This is a genomic window from Pseudomonas sp. EB271-G4-1 (assembly GCF_058791355.1).
On sequence record NZ_JBYTEO010000015.1, the window covers coordinates 84,422 to 107,444 of the forward strand.

General features: G+C 60.0%; 21 protein-coding genes. 6 read left to right on the plus strand and 15 right to left on the minus strand.

The genetic code is table 11. The features are described from left to right. Positions 1-45: 45 nt before the first annotated feature. From AC3WWR_RS10220 to AC3WWR_RS10270, 11 genes are all read right to left on the minus strand, one after another. Positions 46-375 carry a GlpM family protein gene (locus tag AC3WWR_RS10220; protein ID WP_432669686.1) on the minus strand — a complete coding sequence of 110 codons (330 nt, stop codon included), beginning with the start codon at positions 373-375 and terminating at the stop codon, positions 46-48. A gap of 8 nt (positions 376-383) precedes the next feature. Next, complete coding sequence (gene aauR / locus AC3WWR_RS10225; RefSeq protein WP_432668556.1) at positions 384-1,712, minus strand: two-component response regulator AauR; 1,329 nt, start codon at positions 1,710-1,712, stop codon at positions 384-386. Continuing rightward, the gene (gene aauS, locus AC3WWR_RS10230; protein WP_020800745.1) at positions 1,709-3,610 is read right to left on the minus strand and encodes a two-component sensor histidine kinase AauS; all 1,902 of its coding nucleotides are present in this window, start codon (positions 3,608-3,610) and stop codon (positions 1,709-1,711) included. The genes aauR and aauS overlap by 4 nt, the downstream gene beginning before the upstream one ends. A gap of 154 nt (positions 3,611-3,764) precedes the next feature. After that, a complete protein-coding gene (locus tag AC3WWR_RS10235) occupies positions 3,765-4,499 on the minus strand; it encodes an amino acid ABC transporter ATP-binding protein (protein WP_015093699.1) in 735 nt (244 codons plus the stop codon). Then, a complete protein-coding gene (locus AC3WWR_RS10240) occupies positions 4,496-5,167 on the minus strand; it encodes an amino acid ABC transporter permease (RefSeq protein ID WP_020800743.1) in 672 nt (223 codons plus the stop codon). The genes AC3WWR_RS10235 and AC3WWR_RS10240 overlap by 4 nt, the downstream gene beginning before the upstream one ends. Further along, the gene (locus AC3WWR_RS10245) at positions 5,167-5,913 is read right to left on the minus strand and encodes an amino acid ABC transporter permease (RefSeq protein WP_020800742.1); all 747 of its coding nucleotides are present in this window, start codon (positions 5,911-5,913) and stop codon (positions 5,167-5,169) included. The genes AC3WWR_RS10240 and AC3WWR_RS10245 overlap by 1 nt, the downstream gene beginning before the upstream one ends. Before the next feature lie 188 nt (positions 5,914-6,101). Then, positions 6,102-7,016 (minus strand): glutamate/aspartate ABC transporter substrate-binding protein, encoded by a 915-nt coding sequence (locus AC3WWR_RS10250; protein WP_020800741.1) that lies wholly within the window; start codon positions 7,014-7,016, stop codon positions 6,102-6,104. Between the two features lie 342 nt (positions 7,017-7,358). Next, positions 7,359-8,897 carry a glycerol-3-phosphate dehydrogenase gene (glpD, locus tag AC3WWR_RS10255; RefSeq protein WP_492598665.1) on the minus strand — a complete coding sequence of 513 codons (1,539 nt, stop codon included), beginning with the start codon at positions 8,895-8,897 and terminating at the stop codon, positions 7,359-7,361. Positions 8,898-9,215: 318 nt separating this feature from the next. Beyond that, positions 9,216-9,971 (minus strand): DeoR/GlpR family transcriptional regulator, encoded by a 756-nt coding sequence (locus AC3WWR_RS10260; protein WP_008056633.1) that lies wholly within the window; start codon positions 9,969-9,971, stop codon positions 9,216-9,218. Positions 9,972-10,067: 96 nt separating this feature from the next. Continuing rightward, positions 10,068-11,573, minus strand: coding sequence for a glycerol kinase GlpK (gene glpK / locus AC3WWR_RS10265; RefSeq protein WP_492598666.1), 1,506 nt, complete (start codon positions 11,571-11,573; stop codon positions 10,068-10,070). Positions 11,574-11,648: 75 nt separating this feature from the next. Beyond that, on the minus strand, positions 11,649-12,500 hold the full coding sequence (locus AC3WWR_RS10270; RefSeq protein ID WP_151143246.1) for an MIP/aquaporin family protein: 852 nt from the start codon (positions 12,498-12,500) through the stop codon (positions 11,649-11,651). 347 nt (positions 12,501-12,847) lie between these two features. Between AC3WWR_RS10270 and ybaK the strand changes: the two genes are divergently transcribed. After that, on the plus strand, positions 12,848-13,318 hold the full coding sequence (gene ybaK, locus AC3WWR_RS10275) for a Cys-tRNA(Pro) deacylase (protein WP_020799853.1): 471 nt from the start codon (positions 12,848-12,850) through the stop codon (positions 13,316-13,318). A 99-nt stretch (positions 13,319-13,417) separates the two neighbouring features. Here the strand turns inward: ybaK and AC3WWR_RS10280 are convergent, their stop codons facing one another. Together AC3WWR_RS10280 and argF are read right to left on the minus strand one after the other, a co-directional pair. Next, positions 13,418-14,527 carry an ABC transporter ATP-binding protein gene (locus AC3WWR_RS10280; RefSeq protein ID WP_110752750.1) on the minus strand — a complete coding sequence of 370 codons (1,110 nt, stop codon included), beginning with the start codon at positions 14,525-14,527 and terminating at the stop codon, positions 13,418-13,420. Further along, positions 14,524-15,444: an ornithine carbamoyltransferase gene (argF, locus tag AC3WWR_RS10285; RefSeq protein WP_032831452.1), complete on the minus strand. Its 921-nt coding sequence runs from the start codon at positions 15,442-15,444 to the stop codon at positions 14,524-14,526. Before argF ends, AC3WWR_RS10280 begins: the two co-directional genes overlap by 4 nt. A 406-nt stretch (positions 15,445-15,850) precedes the next feature. On the opposite strand from argF, the gene plzR reads away from it, so the two are divergent. From plzR to AC3WWR_RS10310, 5 genes are all read left to right on the plus strand, one after another. Beyond that, a complete protein-coding gene (gene plzR, locus AC3WWR_RS10290) occupies positions 15,851-16,141 on the plus strand; it encodes a PlzR type 4 pili assembly inhibitor (protein WP_020799851.1) in 291 nt (96 codons plus the stop codon). A gap of 134 nt (positions 16,142-16,275) precedes the next feature. Next, positions 16,276-18,381: a molybdopterin oxidoreductase family protein gene (locus AC3WWR_RS10295; protein WP_492598667.1), complete on the plus strand. Its 2,106-nt coding sequence runs from the start codon at positions 16,276-16,278 to the stop codon at positions 18,379-18,381. Between the two features lie 97 nt (positions 18,382-18,478). Then, complete coding sequence (gene grxD / locus AC3WWR_RS10300) at positions 18,479-18,820, plus strand: Grx4 family monothiol glutaredoxin (RefSeq protein WP_007938922.1); 342 nt, start codon at positions 18,479-18,481, stop codon at positions 18,818-18,820. A 294-nt stretch (positions 18,821-19,114) separates the two neighbouring features. Continuing rightward, positions 19,115-19,774 carry a FadR/GntR family transcriptional regulator gene (locus AC3WWR_RS10305; RefSeq protein ID WP_020799848.1) on the plus strand — a complete coding sequence of 220 codons (660 nt, stop codon included), beginning with the start codon at positions 19,115-19,117 and terminating at the stop codon, positions 19,772-19,774. After that, positions 19,764-21,071: a CynX/NimT family MFS transporter gene (locus AC3WWR_RS10310; protein WP_492598668.1), complete on the plus strand. Its 1,308-nt coding sequence runs from the start codon at positions 19,764-19,766 to the stop codon at positions 21,069-21,071. The genes AC3WWR_RS10305 and AC3WWR_RS10310 overlap by 11 nt, the downstream gene beginning before the upstream one ends. Positions 21,072-21,164: 93 nt before the next feature. On the opposite strand, the gene AC3WWR_RS10315 is transcribed toward AC3WWR_RS10310, so the two are convergent. Further along, positions 21,165-21,788, minus strand: coding sequence for a DUF1120 domain-containing protein (locus AC3WWR_RS10315; protein WP_318646566.1), 624 nt, complete (start codon positions 21,786-21,788; stop codon positions 21,165-21,167). An 82-nt stretch (positions 21,789-21,870) separates the two neighbouring features. After that, positions 21,871-23,013: a DUF1120 domain-containing protein gene (locus AC3WWR_RS10320; protein WP_492598669.1), complete on the minus strand. Its 1,143-nt coding sequence runs from the start codon at positions 23,011-23,013 to the stop codon at positions 21,871-21,873. Positions 23,014-23,023: the final 10 nt, after the last annotated feature.

A 23,023-nucleotide genomic window follows, 5' to 3' on the forward strand; every position in this document is an offset into this window, starting at 1 on the left:
CCCTCCGTCTTCGCGAGCAGGCTCGCTCCCACAGAGGAATTGTGATCAGGCCTGCAAGCGAATCCAAACTGTGACCAGCGCCGTCGCCGCGATCAACCACGCCACTGCCGCCACGGCCAGCGATGCCTCGAGGCGCATGCGATCGACCAGCACATAGAGGGTTGTCAGGTAGATGAAGTAAGGAATGATCGACCACATGCCAAACACGATGGTGGTCTTCAAGTCATCCAGCGAACGACCCTTGCCGACAATGTAGTGGGCAATCAGTGCAAAGGTCGGAAACAGTGGCACCAGTCCGGCGATGTAATAGTTTCTGGTCTTGGCCAGGGCCGCGAGGATCAACACCACCGATGCGCCCAGGGTTGCTTTGAGAATCAGATCCATCAGTGGCTTAGCCCGTACTTTTTCACTTTGTCGAACAGCGTGGTCTTGGCCATGCCCAGTTCCTGGCTGGCCTGGGTCAGGTTGCCGCCGCTGCGTTGCAAGGCATCGCTTAGCAAGTTGCGCTCAAAGGCCTCCACCGCTTCAGCGAAAGCCAGGCCTTGGGCGGCACCGCCCGCACCCGGTTTCTTGAATGCCGGCAGGCCCAGGGCAAATCGCTCGGCGACGTTGCGCAATTCGCGCACGTTACCCGGCCAATCGTGGCTCATCAGGTTAGACAGGGTCTGGTTATCCAGCTCCGGTACGGCGCGGTCGAAACGCAAGGACGATTGCTGCAAGAAAAACTCGAACAATTGCAGGATGTCTTCGCGGCGCTCGCGCAGAGGTGGCAGTTCCAGGGTCACCACATTAAGGCGGTAATACAGGTCGCTGCGAAATTCACCGGCCTTGCTCGACTCGTCGAGATCGGATTTGGTGGCCGCGATCACCCGGCAGTCCACCGCCACGCTCTGGTTCGAGCCGAGGCGTTCGAGGGTGCGCTCCTGCAATACCCGCAGCAGTTTGATCTGCAGGGGCAGGGGCATGCTTTCCACTTCGTCGAGGAACAGCGTGCCGCCGTCGGCATGCTCGATCTTGCCGATCCGCCGTTTGCCTGCGCCGGTGAAGGCGTTGGCTTCGTGGCCGAAGATTTCGCTTTCGAACAGGTTTTCCGGCAGGCCACCACAATTGAGCGCCACGAATTGCCGGGTGTGCCGACGACTGAAATCATGCAGGCAGCGCGCGACCAGTTCCTTGCCGGTGCCGGTTTCGCCCTCGATCAGCACGTTGGCTGACGTATCGGCAACATTGGCAATGAGTTCGCGCAAGTTCTGCATTGCCGGCGAACGGCCGATGATTCGACCTTCAAGTGAGTCGCGCTCGGCCAGTTGCCGGCGCAACGACGAGACTTCTCGTGCCAGGCTGCGTTGCTCCAGGGCACGGCGCGCTACATCCACCAGGCGTTCGGGAGAGAAGGGCTTCTCCATGAAATCGTAGGCACCTTTCTGCATGGCGCCGACGGCCATGGAGATGTCGCCGTGACCGGTAATCAGCACTACCGGCAAGCTGCGGTCGCGGGCCTTGAGTCGGTTCAGCAGTTCCAGTCCATCGATGCCGGGCAGGCGAATGTCACTGATGACGATGCCGGCGAAGTTTTCGCCCACCCGCTCCAGGGCTTCCTCGGCACTGCCGACACCGATGCAGGGAATATCTTCCAGGGTCAGTGCCTGCTGGCAGCCGAGCAAAACATGGGGGTCGTCTTCGACGATCAATACAATAAGGTCGTTGTTCATATTGGCTCAGCGGAAGTGGGGCTTACCAACGGTAAACTGAGGACGAAAGCAGTACCACCGCTGGCCGGGTGTTCGACACCCAGGTGACCGCCAGTGGCAGCGGCCAGGCTCGCGGAAAGGGTCAGGCCTAGGCCCAGGCCTTGTTCGCCGGGCTTGGTGGTGAAAAATGGTTCGAACAGGTGTTTGCGCGCTTCGGCATCGATGCCGTGGCCATTGTCCCGTACACGCAGCCGATATTTACCCTCCAGTGCTTCGCCTTCAAGCCACAATTCGGGCTGCGGCTGCGCCTGCATGGCGTCCAGGGCGTTGCCAACCAGGTTGACCAGGATCTGCTCCAGGCGCGTCTGATCGATCTGCATTTGCACATCGTCGAAGTGGCGATGCACCTGCAGATGGGCGTTTTCCACACGCCCGCCGAGCAATTGCAAGGCGGCGTCCACGGCTTTGCCAAGACAAGCCTGGCCCTTGTCGTCACCGCGCCGGGCGAAGGAGCGCAGGCTGGCGGTGATCCGGCCCATGCGGTCGATCAATTCGTTGATGGTCTTGAGGTTGGTGCTGGCCACATCCAGTTGACCGCGCTCGAGAAACCGCACGGTGTTGCCGGACAAGGTGCGCAGCGCCGCCAACGGCTGGTTCAATTCGTGGGCGATGCTGGTGGACATCTGGCCAATCGCGGCGAGTTTCCCGGCCTGCACCAGTTCGTCCTGGGCACGGCGCAGCGTCTCTTCGGCGTGACGACGCTCGCGGATCTGCCCCTTGAGCCGCTCGTTGCTGGCGCGCAGGTCGGTGGTGCGTTCGGTAATCCGACGCTCCAATTGGTTGTTGGCTTCCTGCAAGGCTTCTCGGGCAGCGAGACGGGTGGCGATCACTTTGCGCCGCTCGTTCCAGGCGATCAGCAGGAACGCCACAAGGGCAAAGGCCACGGCCACCAGAATCCCTTGGTTGACCGCTTCGCGGCGCAGATCCTGCAGTGGCGTGAGCAGGGTGAAATTCCACGGTGTATCGCTCAGGGGACGAGTTTGTGACAGGTAGCTGATGTTTTCGTCATCGGAAACCAGTTCGCTATTGGCGGGGAAGGTGAGTTTCTCCACGCCCTCGGACAGGGTTTCCCGGGCCAACGGTTGCAATTCGTTCAGTGGGAACCAGTAGTACTGGAGACTGCGGGCGAGCTTTTCCTTGGTTTCTTCGCTCAGCGGCACCACCGATTTCAGGCGTCGAGCGGGGTCACTGGAGAGAATGATGATGCCGTTCTCGTCGCTGACGAAGGCTTCAAGGCGCGCGCGTTGCCAACGCTCCTCCATGGCCTCGAGGCGGACCTTGACCACCGCGACGCCGATGATCTTGCCGTGTTCTTCCAGGCCATGGGCCAAGTAGTAACCGGGTTCGCCGTTGGTGCTGCCAATGCCATAGAAGCGTCCGGGCTGGCCACGCACGGCGTTCTGGAAATAGGCACGGAAAGACAGGTCTTCACCCAGGTAACTGTCGACATCGCGCCAGTTGCTGGTGGCCATGACGCGGCCGGTGGTGTCCATCACGTAGATGGCCCGGCTGCGGCTGCGCCGGTTCAGGCCTTCTAGGTAATCATTGACGGTCTGCCGGTGCTCCGGCGTCGGGTCGGCCAGCAGCTTCGAAACACTGGTTTCGAGTTCCAGCAGGCTGGGTAGGTAAGTGTATTTGCTGATCTCGCTCTCGACAGCGCGGGCGTGCAGTTCCAGCTGGCGCTGGCCATTTTCGCCGAGGCTGCGGATTCCGTAGTGTTCACTGGTCCAGAAGCCGATATAACCCAGTCCGATCATCAGGGCGATGATCAGCGGCGGCAGGAACAGATGGCGAATCAGGCGAGGTTTCACGGCGAGTGATGGCGACGCGGCGCGATAGAGATTGGGGTCGCATTTCATCACAGATGCCTTGGGTCAACCAGCGTCGGCCTCCTGTAGGAGCGAGCATGCTCGCGATGGTCGTCAACGAAGACGCGTTCATCCTGGATGTACGCGGTGTCTTTGAGGTCATCGCGAGCATGCTCGCTCCTACAGAGGGGCGGCCGTGTTGCTGTTAGTGTTGCAGGATCTTGTTGAGGAAGTGCTGCGTACGCTCGGCGCGGTGGCTGATGTCGCCGAAGAACTCCTCTTTCTTGCAGTCTTCGATGATCTTGCCCTGGTCCATGAAGATCACCCGGTCGGCCACTTTACGGGCGAAACCCATTTCGTGGGTTACGCACATCATGGTCATGCCTTCGTGGGCCAGTTGCACCATCACGTCCAGCACTTCGTTGACCATTTCCGGGTCCAGCGCCGAGGTCGGTTCGTCGAACAGCATGACGATCGGGTCCATCGCCAGCGCGCGGGCAATCGCCACACGCTGCTGCTGGCCACCGGAGAGTTGTCCCGGGTGCTTGTGGGCGTGAGCCGAGAGGCCAACACGTTCAAGCAGTTGCAGGCCTTTCTTGGTGGCCTCTTCCTTGCTGCGGCCCAGCACCTTGATCTGCGCGATGGTCAGGTTTTCAGTGATGGTCAGGTGCGGGAACAGTTCGAAATGCTGGAACACCATGCCCACGCGCGAACGCAGTTTCGGCAGGTTGGTCTTCGGGTCGGCGATGGAGGTGCCGTCAACCACGATGTCGCCTTTCTGGAACGGTTCCAGGGCGTTGACGCACTTGATCAGGGTCGACTTGCCGGAACCGGACGGCCCGCATACCACGATCACTTCGCCTTTCTTGACCTCGGTGCTGCAATCAGTCAGTACCTGGAAGTCCCCATACCACTTGTTGATGCTTTTGATAGAGATCATACGGCGAACCTTTTTTGCAGACGCTTGACCAGCAGCGAGGCGGAAAAGCTGATGATGAAGTACACGAGACCCGCGAAAATCAGGAACTCATTGGAGCGGCCAATGATGTCGCCACTGGCGCGCGAGGCATTGAGGAAGTCCACCAGACCGACGGCGTACACCAGCGAGGTGTCCTGGAACAGGATGATGCTCTGTTGCAGCAACAGGGGGGTCATCTTGCGGAACGCCTGGGGCAGGATGATCAGGCGCATCATCTGGCCGTAAGTCATGCCCAGTGCCTTGGCAGCCCCCATCTGGCCCTTGGGAATCGACTGCACGCCAGCACGGACGATTTCGCAGAAGTACGCCGCTTCGAACATCATGAACGCCACGATGCAGGAGGTGAACGCACCGATCGGCGTGTCTTCGCCAGTGATCCAGCGCAGCACGAACGGCACCGCCAGGTAGAACCAGGTGATCACCAGCAGCAACGGGATCGAGCGGAAGTAGTTGACGTACGCGCCGGCCAGGTTCGACAGCAATTTGTTGTGCGACAGACGGCACAGCGCCAGGATGGTACCGAGGATGATCCCGCCGATCACGCCCATGGCCATCAGCTTGAGGGTCATGACCATGCCGTTCCACAGGCCCGGCAGGGACGGGATGATGCCCGAGAAGTCGAATTCCATCATTTACCCCCTACGGAAATCAGGCCCGGTACGGCGACTTTCTTCTCGACCAGGCGCATCAGCAACATCAGGCTCATGTTCAGGGTGAAATAGATCAGCGTGGCCAGGGTGAAGGCTTCGAACAGGTTCGCGGAAAACTCCGCAGTCTGTTTGGTTTGCGCCAGCAGCTCCATCAAACCGATCAGCGAGGCCACGGAGGTGTTCTTGAAGACGTTGAGGAATTCCGAGGTGAGCGGTGGAATGATGATCCGATACGCCTGGGGCAGCAGTACGTTCCAGTAGATCTGCGGCAACTTGAAGCCCATGGCGCGGGCTGCAGACTCCTGGCCGCGGGGCAGCGCCTGGATACCGGTGCGCACCTGTTCGCAAACGCGGGCGGTGGTGAACAGGCCCAGGCACACGACAACGCTGAGGAATGCCGAGGTGGTCGGGTTCAGGTCCTGCTTGTACCACTCTTGCAGGTCGGCAGGCAGCAGGTCGGGTACCAGGAAGTACCAGATGAACAGCTGAACCAGCAGCGGCACATTACGGAAGAGTTCGACGTAGCAGGTGGCGATGCCCGATACGATGCGGTTCGGCACGGTACGCATGACACCCAGGATCGAACCCAGTGTCAGGGCAATGATCCAGGCCGCGATGGCAATGCCGATAGTCCAGCCCAGGCCGGCGATGTACCAGTCGAGATACGTCTCGCTGCCAACGCCAGTGGACTTGAAGAACACGCCCCAGTCCCAGTTGTAATTCATTAGGGTCTCCCCTTGAGATCAATCGATGTACCCGCTTGGGGGAAGCTCCGTTCCCGCCCGAACGTGATGCTCGGGCACACGCCACCGGCTCGACAGCCACCAGTTCGAGTGTTTCCAGAAATGCCAGCAGGGAGTGACAACCTCCCGAGAGGGCAGTGGCCCTCTCAGGAGATAAGGTTAGTCAGAAATCAGGATTTCTTGTCGTCAGCCGCTTTATCGGTCGGATTGGCGATCAGGGCCTTGAGCTCGTCGCTCATCGGGAAGTTCAGGTTCAGGCCTTTTGGCGGGATTGGCTGCATGAACCATTTCTCGTAGATCTTGTTGATCTCGCCCGATGCGTAGGTGGCCTTGATGGCGTCATCCACGGCCTTTTTGAACGGCTCGTCGCCTTTGCGCACCATGCAGCCGTAGATTTCGTAGGACTGTGGCGTACCGGTCACGGCCCAGTCACTGGCTTTCTTGGCCTTGGCCGCTTCACCGGCCAGCAGGGCGTCGTCCATCATGAATGCAACGGCGCGACCGGTTTCCAGCATCTGGAAGGACTCGCCGTGGTCTTTGGCGGAGATGACGTTCATGCCCATCTGCTTGTCGGCGTTCATCGCCTTGAGGATGCGCTCGGACGTGGTGCCGGCGGTGGTCACGACGTTCTTGCCGGCCAGGTCCGGGAAATCCTTGTACTTGGAGTCTGCCTTGGACAGCAGGCGAGTACCGATTTCGAAGATGCCGACGGAGAAGTCGACTTGTTGCTGGCGCTCGACGTTGTTGGTGGTCGAACCGCATTCCAGGTCCACGGTGCCGTTCTGCACCAGCGGGATACGGGTTTGCGAGGTGACGAGGTTGTACTTGACCTGCAGGTTCGGCAGATCCAGTTCTTTTTTCAGCGCTTCGACGACTTTGAGCTGGATGTCGTGGGAGTAGCCGACCGGTTTGCCGGAAGCGTCCGCAATATAGGAGAACGGGATGGAAGCGTCACGATGCCCGAGGGTGATGACACCGGACTCTTTGATCTTTTTCAGGGTGCCGGTGAGTTCGGCGGCGAAAACTGGCGTGCTGATCAGAGCGGCAGCAATGGCTGCGCCCAGGATATGGGGAACGATGCGCATCAAATTTTCCTCGACATTGTTTTTTTTATGGAGCCAGTTCGTCGGCCCTTTTGTGCTTCGAATGCCCGACGGCTCCTGGAGCGTCGGTACAACAAACATTCGTCCAAGAGTGTAGAGCATGACTCGTGCCAGGCCAGGCTCGATGGTTCAATACATTGATTTATAAGGAGATTAAATATTTATTGAGGTTTTTTTAGGTAAGGGAAATCCGGTTAACCGAATTGACCACCCAGTCGCGTTCGGAAAACCGAATGCAAAAAGATCGCAGCCTGCGGCAACTCGCTCTGTAGGAGCTGCCGCAGGCTGCGATCTTTTGATCTGCTGCTCTATTCAAGCAATCCGTCAGGCTGCTTCGATCTTGCTGCGGTTCTGCTCGACCTTGCTCAAGTAATCGGCGAGCCTTTGCTGTTGTTCGGGGGTGGTGAACAAGCCGAGTTTGCTGCGCCGCCACAGAACGTCGTGGGCGCTGGTCACCCACTCTTCGCTGCACAGGTAATCGACTTCGCGGGTGTAGAGACCGCCGCCAATGTGTTCGCCCATGTCGTTGAGGTTCTGTACGCCTTCGAGCATGCGCCAGGTGCGACTGCCGTAGGTGGTGGCCCAACGGCGCGAGATTTCGCTGGGGATCCAGTCGAACTTGTCACGGATCTGCGCGCTCAGCGCCTGCGGTGTGCTCATGTCTTCGCCGCCCGGCAGGGGGGCGTTGGCGGTCCAGCTTGGCAAGATGTGCGGGAAGTGCGACGCCAGTTGCGCCAGCGCCGATTCGGCCAGCTTGCGATAGGTGGTCAGTTTTCCGCCGAATACCGACAGCAGGGGCGCTTCCTCGCCACTGCCCGACAGCGCCAGGGTGTAGTCGCGGGTGACGGCCGATGGGTTGTCGGACTCGTCGTTGCACAGCGGACGAACGCCGGAGTAGCTGTGCAGGATATCGCCACGGCCGATCTGTTTTTTGAAGTGGGCGTTGACCACTTGCAGCAGGTAATCGGTTTCGGCCTCGGTAATCGCCACTTTTGCCGGATCACCGGTGTACTCGCGGTCGGTGGTGCCGATCAGGGTGAAGTGATTGAGGTATGGAATGGTGAAGACAATGCGCTGATCTTCGTTTTGCAGGATGTGCGCGTGATCGCCTTCGTACAGCTTCGGTACGATCAGGTGGCTGCCCTGGATCAGGCGGATGCCGTATGGCGATTCCATTTTCAGGTCGTCACGAATGAACTTGGCGACCCAGGGACCGGCTGCGTTCACCAGCGCCTTGGCACGGATCGAAAACAAGCTGCCATCGGCGCGCTCCAGGTGCAGGTGCCAGAGGCCTTTGGTGCGACGCGCGCTGACGCAGCGGGTCTGGGTGTGGACGTGTGCGCCTTTTTCCCGGGCGGCCATGGCATTCAATACCACCAGGCGCGCATCGTCGACCCAGCAGTCGGAATACTCGAAGCCTTTGGTGATTTCACTTTTCAGCGCGCTGTCGGGACCGAACTTCAGGCTTTTGGAACCGGCCAGCTTTTCCCGTTTACCCAGGTTGTCATAGAGGAACAGGCCAGCGCGGATCATCCAGGCCGGACGCAGGTGCGGGCGATGCGGGAGTACGAAACGCATTGGCTTGACGATGTGCGGGGCCTTGGCCAGCAGCACTTCGCGCTCGGCCAGGGCTTCGCGCACCAGGCGGAATTCGTAATGTTCAAGGTAACGCAGGCCGCCGTGGATCAGCTTGCTGCTGGCCGATGAGGTGTGGCTGGCCAGGTCATCCTTTTCGCAAAGGAACACCGAGAGCCCGCGGCCCGCGGCGTCTGCCGCGATCCCTGCGCCATTGATCCCGCCACCAATGACGGCGATATCGTAGACCTCGGCGAGAGGAGGCGTAGGTGAAATAGAAGTGGGCATCGGCTAAGGCCTCGGAATTCTTTGATTTTTTGTATTTGAATTCGAACATTAATGTTCATTTGCGAAAATCTTAGCCCATAAAGACACGCACAGCCAGTCGACTTCGATTGAAAAAACTCATCGAAGGGCGGTTAAAGGAAAATATTCGAACATTTTAATAAGACAGGCGAGGGCTTGTGGCGAGGGGATTTATCCCCGTTGGGCTGCGCAGCGGCCCTGAAGCCTGCACCCACGGTGTACCTGGTACACCGGGTGCGAAGGATTTGCGACTGCTATGCAGCCGAGTGGGGATAAATCCCCTCACCACAGGCGCAGGGGTTAAACGACTTCGAGGCGAATCTTGTGTTGATTCAACAACTGCGTCAGCGCCGGCACCGGCTGCTGGTCGGTCACCAGGCAATCGATCAGGCTGATGGGCCCCAGGCGGATCATGGCGTTGCGCCCGAATTTGCTGGAGTCGGCGGCGAGAATCACTTTGCGCGCGTTGGCGATGATCGCCTGGGATACCCGCACTTCCTGATAATCGAAATCCAGCAGGCTGCCATCTTCATCGATGCCGCTGATGCCGACCAAGGCAAAGTCGACCTTGAACTGGTTGATGAAGTCGACGCTGGCCTGGCCGACCACGCCACCGTCTCGCCGCACATTGCCTCCGGTCAGCAGGACGTCGAAGTCGTCCTTGGCGCTGAGCATCGAGGCCACGTGCAGGTTATTGGTGATGATCTTCAGGTGATTGTGATTGAGCAGGGCGCGGGCAATCGACTCAGTGGTCGTACCGATATTAATGAACAGCGAAGCGTGGTCGGGGATCTGTGCGGCAATGGCTTCGCCGATGCGCTGTTTCTCGTCGCGCATCTGATCGGCGCGCATGGCGTAGGCAGTGTTTTCAACACTGGAATCGTAAGCCGCGCCACCGTGGTAGCGGCGCAACAGATTGGCTTCCGCCAGCTGATTGATGTCGCGGCGGATGGTCTGCGGGGTAACAACGAACAGCGTGGCCATTTCCTCGATGCTCACATAACCGCGTTCGCGAACCAGTTCGAGGATTTGCTGCTGACGGGGAGGCAGATTCATGGGGCGTCCTTTGGGCTGCCGTGCAAAATTTGCCCATGATGCCGCAGGAATCTGCTCCCTACCAGTTACATCCCGATACGAGCCTTACAGCCTGGCTTATTCAGCCCCTTCGTGAGGCTCCCAATCGCGTGTGCGGCTGACGGCTTTTTTCCAGCCGGCGTAGAGTTTTTCCTTCGCCGCTTCATCCAGGGTCGGTTCGAACTGGCGCTCGATAACAGCCTTGCCGCGCAACTCGTCCAGGCTGCCCCAGAAGCCACAGGCCAGTCCCGCCAGGTAGGCGGCGCCCAAGGCCGTGGTTTCGCGCATCTGCGGACGCTCGACCTGGGTGCCGAGAATGTCGGCCTGGAACTGCATCAGGAAGTTGTTCGCCACTGCACCGCCGTCAACGCGAAGGGCCTTGAGGCGTTCGCCGGCATCCTGCTGCATGGCGTCGAGGACGTCGCGGGTCTGATAGGCAATCGATTCCAGCGCGGCGCGAATGATGTGGTCGACGCGCACGCCACGGGTCAGGCCGAACAGCGCCCCACGGGCGTAAGGGTCCCAGTACGGCGCGCCGAGGCCGGTGAAGGCTGGCACCAGGTACACGCCGTTGCTGTCCTTGACCTTGTTGGCGAAGTATTCGGTGTCGTGGGCGTCGTTGATGACCTTCAACTCATCGCGCAGCCACTGGACGGTGGAGCCGCCGTTGAACACTGCCCCTTCCAGCGCATAGGCGACTTCGCCGCGTGGGCCGCAAGCGATGGTGGTGAGCATGCCGTGGTTGGATTTCACGGCTTTGTCACCGGTGTTCATCAGCAGGAAGCAACCGGTGCCGTAGGTGTTTTTCGCTTGGCCGGATTCGACGCACATCTGCCCGAACAGGGCGGCCTGCTGGTCGCCAGCGATACCACCGATGGCGATGCCGCTTTTGGTGTGGCCGTAAATTTCCGAAGAGGACTTCACGTGCGGCAACATTTCCCGGGGGATGTCCAGCAACTCCAGCATCTTCGCATCCCACTCCAGGGTATGGATGTTGAAGAGCATCGTGCGCGAGGCGTTGGTGTAGTCAGTGACGTGCACCTTGCCGCCGGTAAATTTCCAGATCAGCCAGCTGTCCACGGTGCCGAACAGCAGCTCACCGTTGCGCGCGCGCTCGCGGCTGCCCTCGACGTTGTCGAGAATCCACTTGAGCTTGGTGCCGGAAAAGTACGGATCGGTAACCAGTCCTGTGGTTTCGCTGATGTATTGCTCATGGCCATCGCGCTTGAGCTGTTGGCAGATTTCGGTACTGCGCCGACATTGCCAGACGATCGCGTTGTAGATCGGGCGGCCGGTATTCTTGTCCCAGACCACCGTGGTTTCACGCTGGTTGGTGATGCCGATGGCTGCAACCTGATCGTGATGCAGGCCAGCTTGCGCCAGGGCCTCGACCATCACCGCGCTTTGGGTGGCGAAGATTTCCATCGGATCGTGTTCGACCCAGCCGGCTTGCGGATAATGCTGCGCGAACTCGCGCTGTGCGGTGCAGACCACGTTGGCGTCGCGGTCGAAAATGATCGCGCGCGAGCTGGTCGTACCCTGATCGAGGGCAATGATGTAATTCTTGTTCTGAGTGTCGGTCATGTCGATTGCCTTGGACGAAAAAGGGAAGTGAGGTCTGGCGCGCGAGTAAACGGGCAGGTTCGCGCGCCAACGCTATCAGGAAATTCTGGGCTTGCCGTCAATGGCCGGTGTTGCATCCTGTGTAGCAGGCGCGGCGCCAGGCAAGTGACGGGCAATCAAGCCGCGGTAGGCGGCAGCACCCAGGCAGGCACCGACAATCGGCGCAAAAACCGGAATCAGGAAGTACGGGATATCGCGGCCGCCAGTGAAGGAAATTTCACCCCAGCCAGCGAAGAAAGTCATCAGTTTAGGACCGAAGTCCCGTGCCGGGTTCATCGCAAAACCGGTCAGCGGGCCCATGGAACTGCCAATCACCGCAATCAGCAGGCCGATCAGTATCGGCGCCAGCGGGCCGTTGGGCAGGCCATTGTTATCGTCGGTCAGCGACATGATCACGCCCATCAGGATGGCGGTGATGATCACTTCGACGAGGAACGCCTGGGCCGTGGATAAGCCTGGATTGGGGAAGGTGGAGAACACCGACGCCAATTCGAGGCTGGCCGCACTGCCGCGAACCATTTGGTGAGTTTGTTCGAAATCGAAGAATAGATTGCTGTACAGCGTGTACACCAGTAACGCGCCGCAAAAGGCGCCAGCCACCTGGGCGACGATGTAGAAAGGCAGTTTGCGCTTTTCGAAGTCGGTAAAAATGCTCAATGCGATACTGACGGCAGGGTTCAGGTGAGCGCCGGAAACCCCGGCGGTCAAGTAGATCGCCATGCTCACCCCGACACCCCAGATAACGCTGATTTCCCAGAGGCCAAAGCTGGCACCCGCGACCTTGAGCGCGGCAACGCAGCCCGTACCAAAGAAGATCAGCAGCGCAGTCCCCAGGAACTCGGCCATGCATTGGCTCGACAGCGACGGTTGTTGTAAAGCAGTTGTCATTGAAACCTCATTTTTTTTCTTGTCTGGCGCTTTCATTTCATCATGGTCGAAGCGCGTTCTTCATTGAGGCAGGATCCCCATCCTGTTCCCGTTTTACAGCTGGGTACTGCGGTAAGACATTTCATACAGTTTCAGAAACGAAAAAATATAGACAAGAAACGCTGATGTCAAAGGTCGAAAGTGAACCGTCGGTCACAAATAATCTATTAGTTCTGTGAATGATCGCGTCGGTGAGTGTGCAAAATCACGTGGGCTTTTTTAAGGCAGTGCCGCGATAGAGCCTTTTGTGGGTCAATGTCTTAGAATCCGGCCCAGGATTTTCTACCGCCACCCAGTCTGGAGCTGTCATGACACCCGCATTGGATTTGCTGAAAAAGGTTCGCGCCGAACACCGTGTGCACAGTTATGAACATGACCCGAAGGCCGCTTCCTATGGGCTGGAAGCGGCGGAGAAGCTCGGACTGGACCCGGCGCAAGTGTTCAAGACCTTGCTGGCGGCCAGTGAGAAAGGCGAATTGCTGGTTGCGGTGGTGCCCGTCGGCGGAAGCCTGGACTTGAAGGGCCTGGCCCATGCGGCCAAGGTGAAGAAGGTCGAAATGGCCGACCCTGCGGCGGCGCAACGCTCCACCGGTTATCTACTGGGCGGTATCAGCCCGCTGGGACAGAAGAAGCGCTTGCGGACCTTTATCGACAGTTCGGCGCAGCCGTTGGCGAGCATTTTTGTGAGTGCGGGACGGCGGGGGTTGGAGGTCGAACTGGCACCGGCGGTGCTGGCGGAGCACACCCAGGCAACATTCGCCGATATAGGCCGAGCTTGAACTTGGGTTGAAAACGAAAAGATCGCAGCCTGCGGCAGCTCCTACAGGGAGCGCATTCCAATGTAGGAGCTGCCGCAGGCTGCGATCTTTTGCTGTTGATCAGTGCGCGGTGCTGTGGCGCCGCACGCCTGAATCAACGGTTGGAATCTGCGCCGCCATGCTGCCGGAGGCCTGGAACAGCACCAGGTGTTCCGCCGCCACACGAATGCCGACTTCTGCGCCGATCTGATGATCGACGTGGCTCGGGAAAATCGATTCCAGTTGTGCGCCGGTCAGCATTTGCAGGCGGTAAAGCGTCGAGGCACCCTGGAAAGACTTGCCGACGATCCGCGCCTTCAATGCACTGTCTGGCGCATAGACGATATCGTCCGGACGCAGCAATACATCCACCGCACCGCCGACCGGCCAGGTGTAGGCGCGGTTGCCGCGCAATTCACCGAGTTCCGTCTGCACCGACTCCGGGCTGCTCAACTGGCCGCGAATGAAGTAACCCTGGCCGATGAAGCTGGCCACATAGGGTGTCAGTGGTTCGTGATAGAGGTTGTAGGGCGTATCCCATTGCTCAAGCCGGCCTTCCTTGAACACGCCGACGTGATCGCTGACCGCGAAGGCCTCTTCCTGGTCGTGGGTGACCAGGATCGCGCTGGTGCCACGGGCCTTGAGGATGTCGCGCACCTCGTGGCTGAGTTTGCGGCGCAATTCTCCGTCGAGGTTGGAGAACGGTTCGTCCAGCAGCAGCAATTGCGGTTCTGGCGCCAGGGCGCGAGCCAGGGCGACCCGTTGCTGCTGGCCACCGGAGAGCTCGTGGGGGTAACGCTTGCCGAGGTTTTTCAGGTTGACCAGTTCGAGCAACTCTTCGGTGACGCGATCCTTGTTCGGATGTTTGCGAATGCCGAAGGCGATGTTGTCAGCCACGCTCAAATGCGGAAACAGGGCGTAGTCCTGGAACACCATGCCGATGCGACGTTTCTCGGGTGCGAGGGTGAAACCGGCACTGGAGATGGTCTCGCCAGCCAGCTGGATGTCACCTTCGTGCACCGGTTCGAAGCCGGCGATGGCGCGCAGGGTGGTGGTCTTGCCGCAGCCCGAGGAGCCCAGCAGGCAGCCGATGTCACCGGCGTTCAAATGCAGGTTGAGGTTTTGCACCACGCGCTGGTCTTGATAGCCGCAGGCGAGGTTGCGCAGGTTAAGCAGTAATGGCTGGCTCATGCGTGGTGGTACGCCGCTTCGACCAGAAACTCGAGCAGGGCCTTTTGTGCGTGAAGCCGGTTTTCAGCCTGGTCCCATGCCACCGAGCGCGGGTCGTCGAGCAGGTCGAGGCTGATCTCTTCGCCGCGGTGGGCCGGCAAGCAATGCATGAACAGTACGTCCGGGGCGGCCAGGTCGAGCAGGGCACGGTTGACCTGGTATGGAGCAAACAGCTGCAGGCGCTTGGCAGTTTCTTCTTCCTGGCCCATGGAGGTCCAGACGTCAGTGCTCACCAGATGCGCACCGCGCACGGCGTCCTGGGGATCACGAACGATGGTCACCCGATCGCCGGCCTTGGCCACGAATTCGGGATTGGGTTCGTAACCTTCCGGGCAGGCGATGCGCAACTGGAAGTCGAACTGGATCGCCGCTTCTATATAACTGTTGCACATGTTGTTGCCGTCACCGATCCAGGCAACGGTCTTGCCCTGGATGGAGCCACGGTGCTCGAGGAACGTCTGCATGTCGGCCAGCAACTGGCACGGGTGCAGGTCGTCGGACAGGCCGTTGATCACCGGCACACGGGAGTTGGCGGCGAATTCGGTCAAGTTGCTGTGGGCAAAGGTGCGGATCATCACGGCGTCGAGCATGCTCGACATGACGATCGCGCAGTCGCCGATCGGTTCGCCACGGCCCAGTTGGGTGTCGCGCGGCGACAGGAAGATCGCCTGGCCACCGAGCTGGATCATGCCGGCTTCGAACGAAATTCGGGTGCGGGTCGAGGACTTTTCGAAAATCATCCCGAGCACGCGGTTTTTCAAAGGCTCGAACAGTACACCGCGGTTACGCAGGTCTTTGAGCTCAACGCCTCGACGGATCACGCTGACCAGCTCTTGGGGCGTGCAATCCATCAGGGAGAGAAAGTGCCTTGCGCTCATCATTGACTACCTTTTTGCTACAAACCGCAGATGCTCAAAGCCTTGTTTAACGGAACAACGGGCGAGACCTGCGGCGTAAGCCGCACGGGGCGACGAAATAGGGGAAGGCGCGATCTTATAATTAAATGTCGCGTCTTACCAATAGGGCTACGGTTTTTAGGGGATTTCAGAGGGGCTATCGGTGGACCGCAATAGCGCTTTTGAAGCCTGTTTCCTGACTGCAGCCAGTCATTTGTACACCGGGGCCTTGGAACTTGGCAATCCAGAGGGGCGGGGATGGCGAACAGACAGTCGGTTTTCGGCCGGTGGTTCGTGACCTTGGTGCCGGGCGCAGCCGATCTGAAATACTTGCGAATGCAAAGTGCTGGGTTATAACTAATTCACGAGTGACGCAGGAAGCTCAGCGATGGAATCGAAAGAACAGCAGCTTATGGAATTGCTCGGCCTCACGGCACGCTCCCTGACTCACCTGACCGCCTCCATGACATCGATGTCTTTCGAACTGCTGCGCAGCGACGACCAGGTCACACGCGACGCAGGACGGCGCATGATCGATCGCATGGTCACCATCAGTGCCGGGCTTGACGAACACTGGCGCCTGATTGGCGAGCTGACCGGTGTGCACGCAGCCCAAGGGCCGGTCGAAACCCTCCAGGAAATCCAGTTGCAGGCGCCGCCGAGGTTGCCGTCCAGCTGATGGCTTGCGGTTATCGGCAGGCCTGATAACCACCGATTCACAAGATGAACGTCGCTGGCGCGGTGGAGGGGCAGGCACCATAGTTTTGTTTCCGCGGTCGTTATTGCCCGCCCCGAACAAGACAGAGACTGGCCATGACCAAGACTCTCCATCACCGTGCGTGCCATTTGTGTGAAGCCATTTGCGGGCTGACCATCGAAACCACCGAGCTCGATGGCAGCCTGCAGATCACCTCGATCAAGGGCGACCCCCAGGACAGCTTCAGCCGTGGGCACATCTGCCCCAAAGCGGTTGCCTTGCAAGACATTCAGAACGATCCGGATCGCCTGCATCAGCCAATGCGACGGGTGGGCAGCGAGTGGCAACCCATCGAATGGGACGACGCCTTCAACCTGGTCGCCGAACGCCTGGCTGCGATTCAGGAGCGCCACGGGCAGAACGCGGTGGCGGTCTATCAAGGCAACCCCAGCGTGCACAATTATGGGCTGATGACCCACAGCAATTACTTCCTTGGCTTGCTGAAAACCCGTAACCGGTATTCCGCGACGTCGGTCGACCAGTTGCCCCATCACCTGACCAGTCACTTGATGTATGGCCACGGTTTGCTGCTGCCGATACCGGACATCGACCACACCGACTTCATGTTGATCCTGGGCGGCAACCCGCTGGCCTCCAACGGCAGCATCATGACCGTGCCCGACGTGGAAAAACGCTTGAAGGCGATCCAGGCCCGAGGCGGCAAGGTCGTGGTGGTCGATCCGCGTCGCAGCGAAACGGCGGCAATCGCCGACCAGCATCTGTTCGTGCGCCCCGGTGGCGATGCGGCGCTGCTGTTCGGTCTGCTGCATACCCTGTTCGCCGAAGGCCTGACCCGCGACAGTCATTTGCCAGTGGACGGTCTGGACCAGGTGCGCGAAGCCGTGACCGGTTTCTCCGCCGACGTCATGAGTCCATTGTGTGCGGTGCCGGCGGAGCAGATCCGCCAATTGGCACGGGATTTTGCCGCCGCACCCACGGCGGTTTGCTACGGCCGCATGGGCGTCTCGACCCAGGCATTCGGCACCCTGTGCCATTGGCTGGTGCAGTTGATCAACCTGGTTACCGGCAACCTCGACCGCGTCGGCGGTGCCTTGTGCACGGAACCGGCGGTGGACCTGGTGGCTTCGACGTCGGGTGGGCACTTCAATGTGTGGCAGAGTCGGGTGTCCGGGCGCCCGGAGTACGGTGGCGAACTGCCGGTCTCGGCGCTGGCCGAAGAGATGCTCACCGAAGGCGAAGGGCAGGTCCGTGCATTGATCACCGTGGCGGGCAACCCGGTGCTGTCCACGCCCAATGGACGCCAGCTGGAGCAGGCGCTGGACGGCCTGGAGTTCATGGTCAGTGTCGACCTGTACATCAATGAAACCACGCGTTATGCCGACCTGATCCTGCCGTCTACTTCTGCGCTGGAAAACGATCATTACGACACCACCTTCAATATGTTTGCGGTGCGCAACGTCAGCCGCTTCAACCGCGCCATCCTGCCCAAGCCCGAGGGTGCATTGCACGACTGGGAGATTTTCGTCGGGTTGGCCCAGGCGTTTGCAGCGAAGACCGGCAAGGAGTTGAAGCCCACCATCGCCCCGGCGCAGATGATCGACCGCGGCTTGCGCATGGGATTGTACGGCGATGCGTCGCCACACAAGCTGTCGCTGGCAACCCTGTTCGATCATCCCCATGGGGTTGACCTGGGCGCACTGAAACCCAACTTGGCGCCCCGCCTGAAAACCGCCAATCAACGAGTCCAGGCTGCCCCCGCCGCGATCCTCGCCGACCTGGCGCGTTTCGCGACATTGCAGGCGCCGACCAGCGATGAGTTGTTGATGATCGGTCGGCGACATGTGCGCAGCAATAACTCATGGATGCACAACTATCACCGTCTGGTGAAGGGCAAGCCGCGTCATCAGTTGTTGATGCACCCGGATGATCTGGCGAGTCGCAAGTTAAGCGACGGGCAGAAGGTGCGGGTCAGTTCGCGGGTCGGGGTGATCGAAGTGGAAGTGTTGGCCAGCCTGGATATGATGAAAGGTGTGGTCAGCCTTCCACACGGTTGGGGCCATGCCCGGCCAGGTGTGCAAATGAGCATCGCCAGTGGTCAGCCGGGTTCCAGCGCCAATGACCTGACCGACGAGTGTCAGCTCGACGAGTTGTCGGGTAATGCGGCGTTGAACGGTGTACCAGTGACCGTGGTAGCGGCCTGATCGCATCTGACGGAGAGACCGAGCAGGGCGCTCGGCTTTCCGTTACAATGCGCCACCGTGCCGACCCATGAGTCGGAAAGTTCAGCCGAGGTGCTCCATGGATATCATCGAAACGATTAAAGAGCAGATTGCCAACAACACCATTCTGCTTTACATGAAAGGCTCGCCGAATGCCCCGCAGTGCGGCTTCTCCGCGAAAGCCGCGCAGGCCGTGATGGCGTGTGGCGAAAAATTTGCGTACGTGGATATCCTGCAGAACCCGGAAATCCGCGCCAACCTGCCTAAATACGCCAACTGGCCAACTTTCCCGCAATTGTGGGTAGCTGGCGAGCTGGTTGGCGGTAGCGACATCATGACTGAAATGTCCGCTGATGGTTCGTTGCAGGCGCTGATCAAGGACGCGGCTGCCAAAGCAGCGGCAGCCAAGACCGAAGCCTGATACACGGGCATCAAAAAAGGCCCTTCACGGCAAACCGTGAAGGGTTTTTTTTCGCCTGCCAATCCTGCCGTCCCTGCCATCCCTGCCATCCCAGTAGGAGCGAGCATGCTCGCGAAAAACCTGAGTGCTCCGCGGGGTGCCAGGTTTCCAACGTTATCGTTGACGACCATCGTCGGAACGCCGCCCGGAGCATGCTCGCTCCTACCTCCTACAGAGGGGAGGGTTGTTCTCTGGCGTTAAGCTGACTAAGATGTCAGAAAATTCATCCTATGATTGGATGAAAGGATGAATCCCATGTCAGATACTTCTCCGTTAATCAAGCGCTCCCTGGTCGATCAGGCCTTGGAGCAGTTGCGCTTGCGCATCAACCAGGGCGTCTGGGCGGTCGGTCAGCGTTTGCCCACCGAGCCCGAGTTGTCCGCAGAGCTGGGCATCAGCCGCAACACGGTGCGCGAAGCCATGCGCGTGCTGGCGTTTTCCGGGTTGATCGAGATCCGTCAGGGAGACGGCAGTTACCTGCGCGCGGTGGTCGATCCGCTGGACACCCTAAAGGCGCTGTCGCGCTGCTCACTCGAACAGGCCCGCGAGACCCGGCACATCCTGGAAGTCGAGGCCATTGGCCTGGCCGCCATGCGCCGCACCGATGAAGACCTGGTGGCCTTGCGCGAGGCACTGGGCGTCAGCGGTACCCACTATCACGGCGATCTCGACACCTATATCGCCTGTGACCTGGTGTTCCACCGGCGCCTGGTGGACGCCGCGCACAACCCGACGCTCAGTGAGCTGTATCGCTATTTCTCCAGTGTTGTCGGAGAACAATTGCGCCATTGCCTGAACATCACGCCCCGGCGCCAGGAGGTGTTCGACCTGCACGTCGAACTGCTTGACGCCGTGGAGCAACGCGACCCGGAGCGGGCCAAAGCCCTGTCGAGGCAGTTGATCAATGAACCTTGAAACCGAGAACGCCATGTCCAGCCAGCACACCGATGTCACTTCACCCAAGCGCACGGCAGAGCTGGAAGAGCTGCTGATCGACGCCGAGGCCGATGACGAACAGGTCCAGCAAACCCAGCCGATCCTGGTTCGGCCGTGGTTGTTGCTGCTGGGGCTGATCCTTGTGGCGCTGAACCTGCGCCCGGCGTTGTCGAGCATGGCGCCAATGCTGAGCGAGGTGTCGAAAACCCTGGGGTTGTCGGCGTCACAGGCCGGGTTGCTGACCACGTTGCCGGTACTGTGCCTTGGCTTATTCGCCCCGCTGGCACCGGTACTGGCGCGGCGTTTCGGCGCGGAGCGGGTGGTGTTGGGCATTCTCCTGACCCTGGCGGGCGGGATCATCCTGCGCAGCGCCTTTGGCGAGATCGGCCTGTTTGCCGGCAGTGTGCTGGCCGGAGCGAGCATCGGCGTGATCGGCGTGTTGCTGCCGGGCATCGTCAAGCGCGACTTCGCTAAACACGCCGGGACCATGACCGGTGTCTACACCATGGCCCTGTGCCTGGGCGCGGCCATGGCCGCGGGCGCCACGGTGCCGCTGAGCGAACACTTCGACAAAAGCTGGAGCCTGGGCCTCGGGTTCTGGGTAATTCCAGCCTTGATTGCGGCGATTTTCTGGCTGCCACAAACCGGGCAGAAACACGGCGCGCATAACGTTGCCTATCGCGTGCGAGGATTGCTGCGCGACCCGTTGGCCTGGCAAGTCACCTTGTACATGGGCCTGCAATCGTCCCTGGCCTACATCGTGTTCGGCTGGTTGCCGTCGATCCTGATCGGTCGTGGCCTGAGCGCAACCCAGGCCGGGCTGGTGCTGTCGGGGTCGGTGATCGTTCAATTGATCAGCTCCCTTGCAGCGCCATGGCTGGCGACTCGCGGCAAGGACCAGCGCCTGGCGATCGTGATCGTCATGGCGCTGACCCTGGCAGGTTTGTTCGGTTGCCTGTACGCCCCGATCGAAGGCTTGTGGGGATGGGCGATTGTGCTGGGGCTGGGGCAGGGCGCCACGTTCAGCCTGGCATTGACCCTGATCGTGTTGCGCTCGCGCGATTCCCACGTGGCGGCGAACCTGTCGAGCATGGCCCAGGGGTTCGGCTACACCCTGGCGTCCATGGGGCCTTTCGCGGTCGGCATCGTGCACGACTGGACCGGCGGCTGGAGCGCCGTGGGTTGGATCTTCGGGGTGATCGGCCTGGGTGCGATCATTGCCGGGCTGGGCGCCGGGCGTTCGCTTTACGTTCAGGTGGTCAGCGAAAAAGTCTGAATGGCAACTAGACAACTTACGGCACCGTCTAGCTGCACGACGGTGCGCAATCAACCCTTGCCCGAAGAATGATTCCGGGCAAGGGCGGCTACGTTACAGGTAGTCGACTTCCAGGGTGATCGACCCGTCGATAGCCGCTTCGTCACTCAGGTCCAGGCCGTCGGCGCGAGCGATTCTGGTGTGTACTTGAAGATCCATCGTCACGTCCTTGACGGCTATCGGGGTGGTGGTGTCGCTAACTGAACCGACCGAGAGCAGGCCACTATCAGGATCCATCCATTGGTTATACTTCCACGTTGTACCGCCATCGTAAGAACTCAGGGTCAATACCGGGACGCCGTTTGCCAGAGGATTGGCCATTCTTATGTAAAACCCACCGAGCTTTTGATCACCATTGATAAAACCCAGACCGTAGGCGTAGCTGATGATCGACGTGCCAGGCCGGTTATCGACGGTGCGTAGTTTGAACGGCTGCTCAGCATCGCAATTGATCGACAATTGCAGCGTCTTTATTGGCAGGTTTGTAACGAGATCCGGATTCAGATCTTTCGCTGAAATCTTTTTATGATCAACGACGCCACCGTCGGAGAGGGTCGGCGTGCAAGCACCCGGCACGATGGTGCCGGTGACGGTCAAATCAGTGGACGCTGCCAGCGCATAAGGCGCAACGCTGATAAGTGCTGTGGCGGAAAGTGCTGCAAGGTATTTTTTCATCATGTTTTACTCACGTCTATGGTTATCGTCCTGACTGCTCGAGGTGCCCAAATGCACCCCGGATCCAGCAGGATCGGGTTGGGTGTTACAGGTAAATAATCTCGATCGTCCCGGCACCATCGAGATCGATGGCGCTGCTCAGATCCAAGTGGTTGGTGGGGGCGATGACGGCATCGACGGTCAGGGTGGTGCTGAGGTTCTGGATCAGTACCGGGCCGGCGTTGCTGCCAGGGCTGTCGGTAAAGCCCAGGTAACTGGTTTTACCGAGGGGAATCGGGTTGGCGCTGGCGGTGCTCCAGGCCACGCCGCCGGTGGTGGAGTCAGTTCGGTAGAGGCGGGCGAAGCCATCGGCACTGGCGTCGGCCGGGTCGACGTTGAGCGAATACAGGCCGATCCGGTTCTGGCGGCTGTCGGTTCCCAGGCCGTAGAAAATGTCGCTGGTGACCGTGGCTGAGCCGGAGCGGTTGTCTTGCATGATCAGGGCGAATGAAGTGGGCGCGTCACAAGCCACTGTCAAGGTCAGGGACTTGGGTGGCAGGCGCGTGCTCTTTTCGGTGTCGAGCTGATTTTTCGACAGGGTGCCAAAGTCGACCACGCCGCCATTGGACAGCATGGGTTCGCAGGCTCCCGGGGCGAAACGGGCGCGCAAGGTCGCCTCGCGGCTGCGTCCGGCACCGATGGCGTCGAACGCCCCGGAAGCCTCCCAGGTCACCGCATCACGCACCTGCATGCCTTGCTCTTGAACCCAGGCGGTCAGCTCAAGCTGAGCCGAGAAACTGCGTCCCTGTACCGGCACGCCGGCCTGCACCGGCACCACCCCGTGTTCCGGTCGCCAGATCAGGGTCGATGCCGTTTTGCTCGGTGGCTGACCGGCCCCGGCAATCAAGCCGATCTCCACCGACTGGCCGTCGAGTACGGCATCGCGAATCCGTACTTGATAGCTGCCGCGTTCGGCAAAGTGAAAGCGTTCGGCCGTCGCCGCCATGGCCCGGTAGAACAGGCTCATGTCGATGGGCTGCGTGCAGCTCAAGGTCAGGCTGAGCTGGCGCATACCAAGCTGTCGCTGCGGTGCTGAGTCGGGACGGATCGCCCGGTTCATCAAGCCGTAATCGAGCACCGGCTGGCTCAGGTTGAACTGACAGTCGTCGTTGGACGCCAAGACCAGTGGCGTGAATCCGCTCAGTGCCAGGGGCGTGAGAGTCAGCAGCAGATAGCGAGACAGATTCATGAAGTCATCC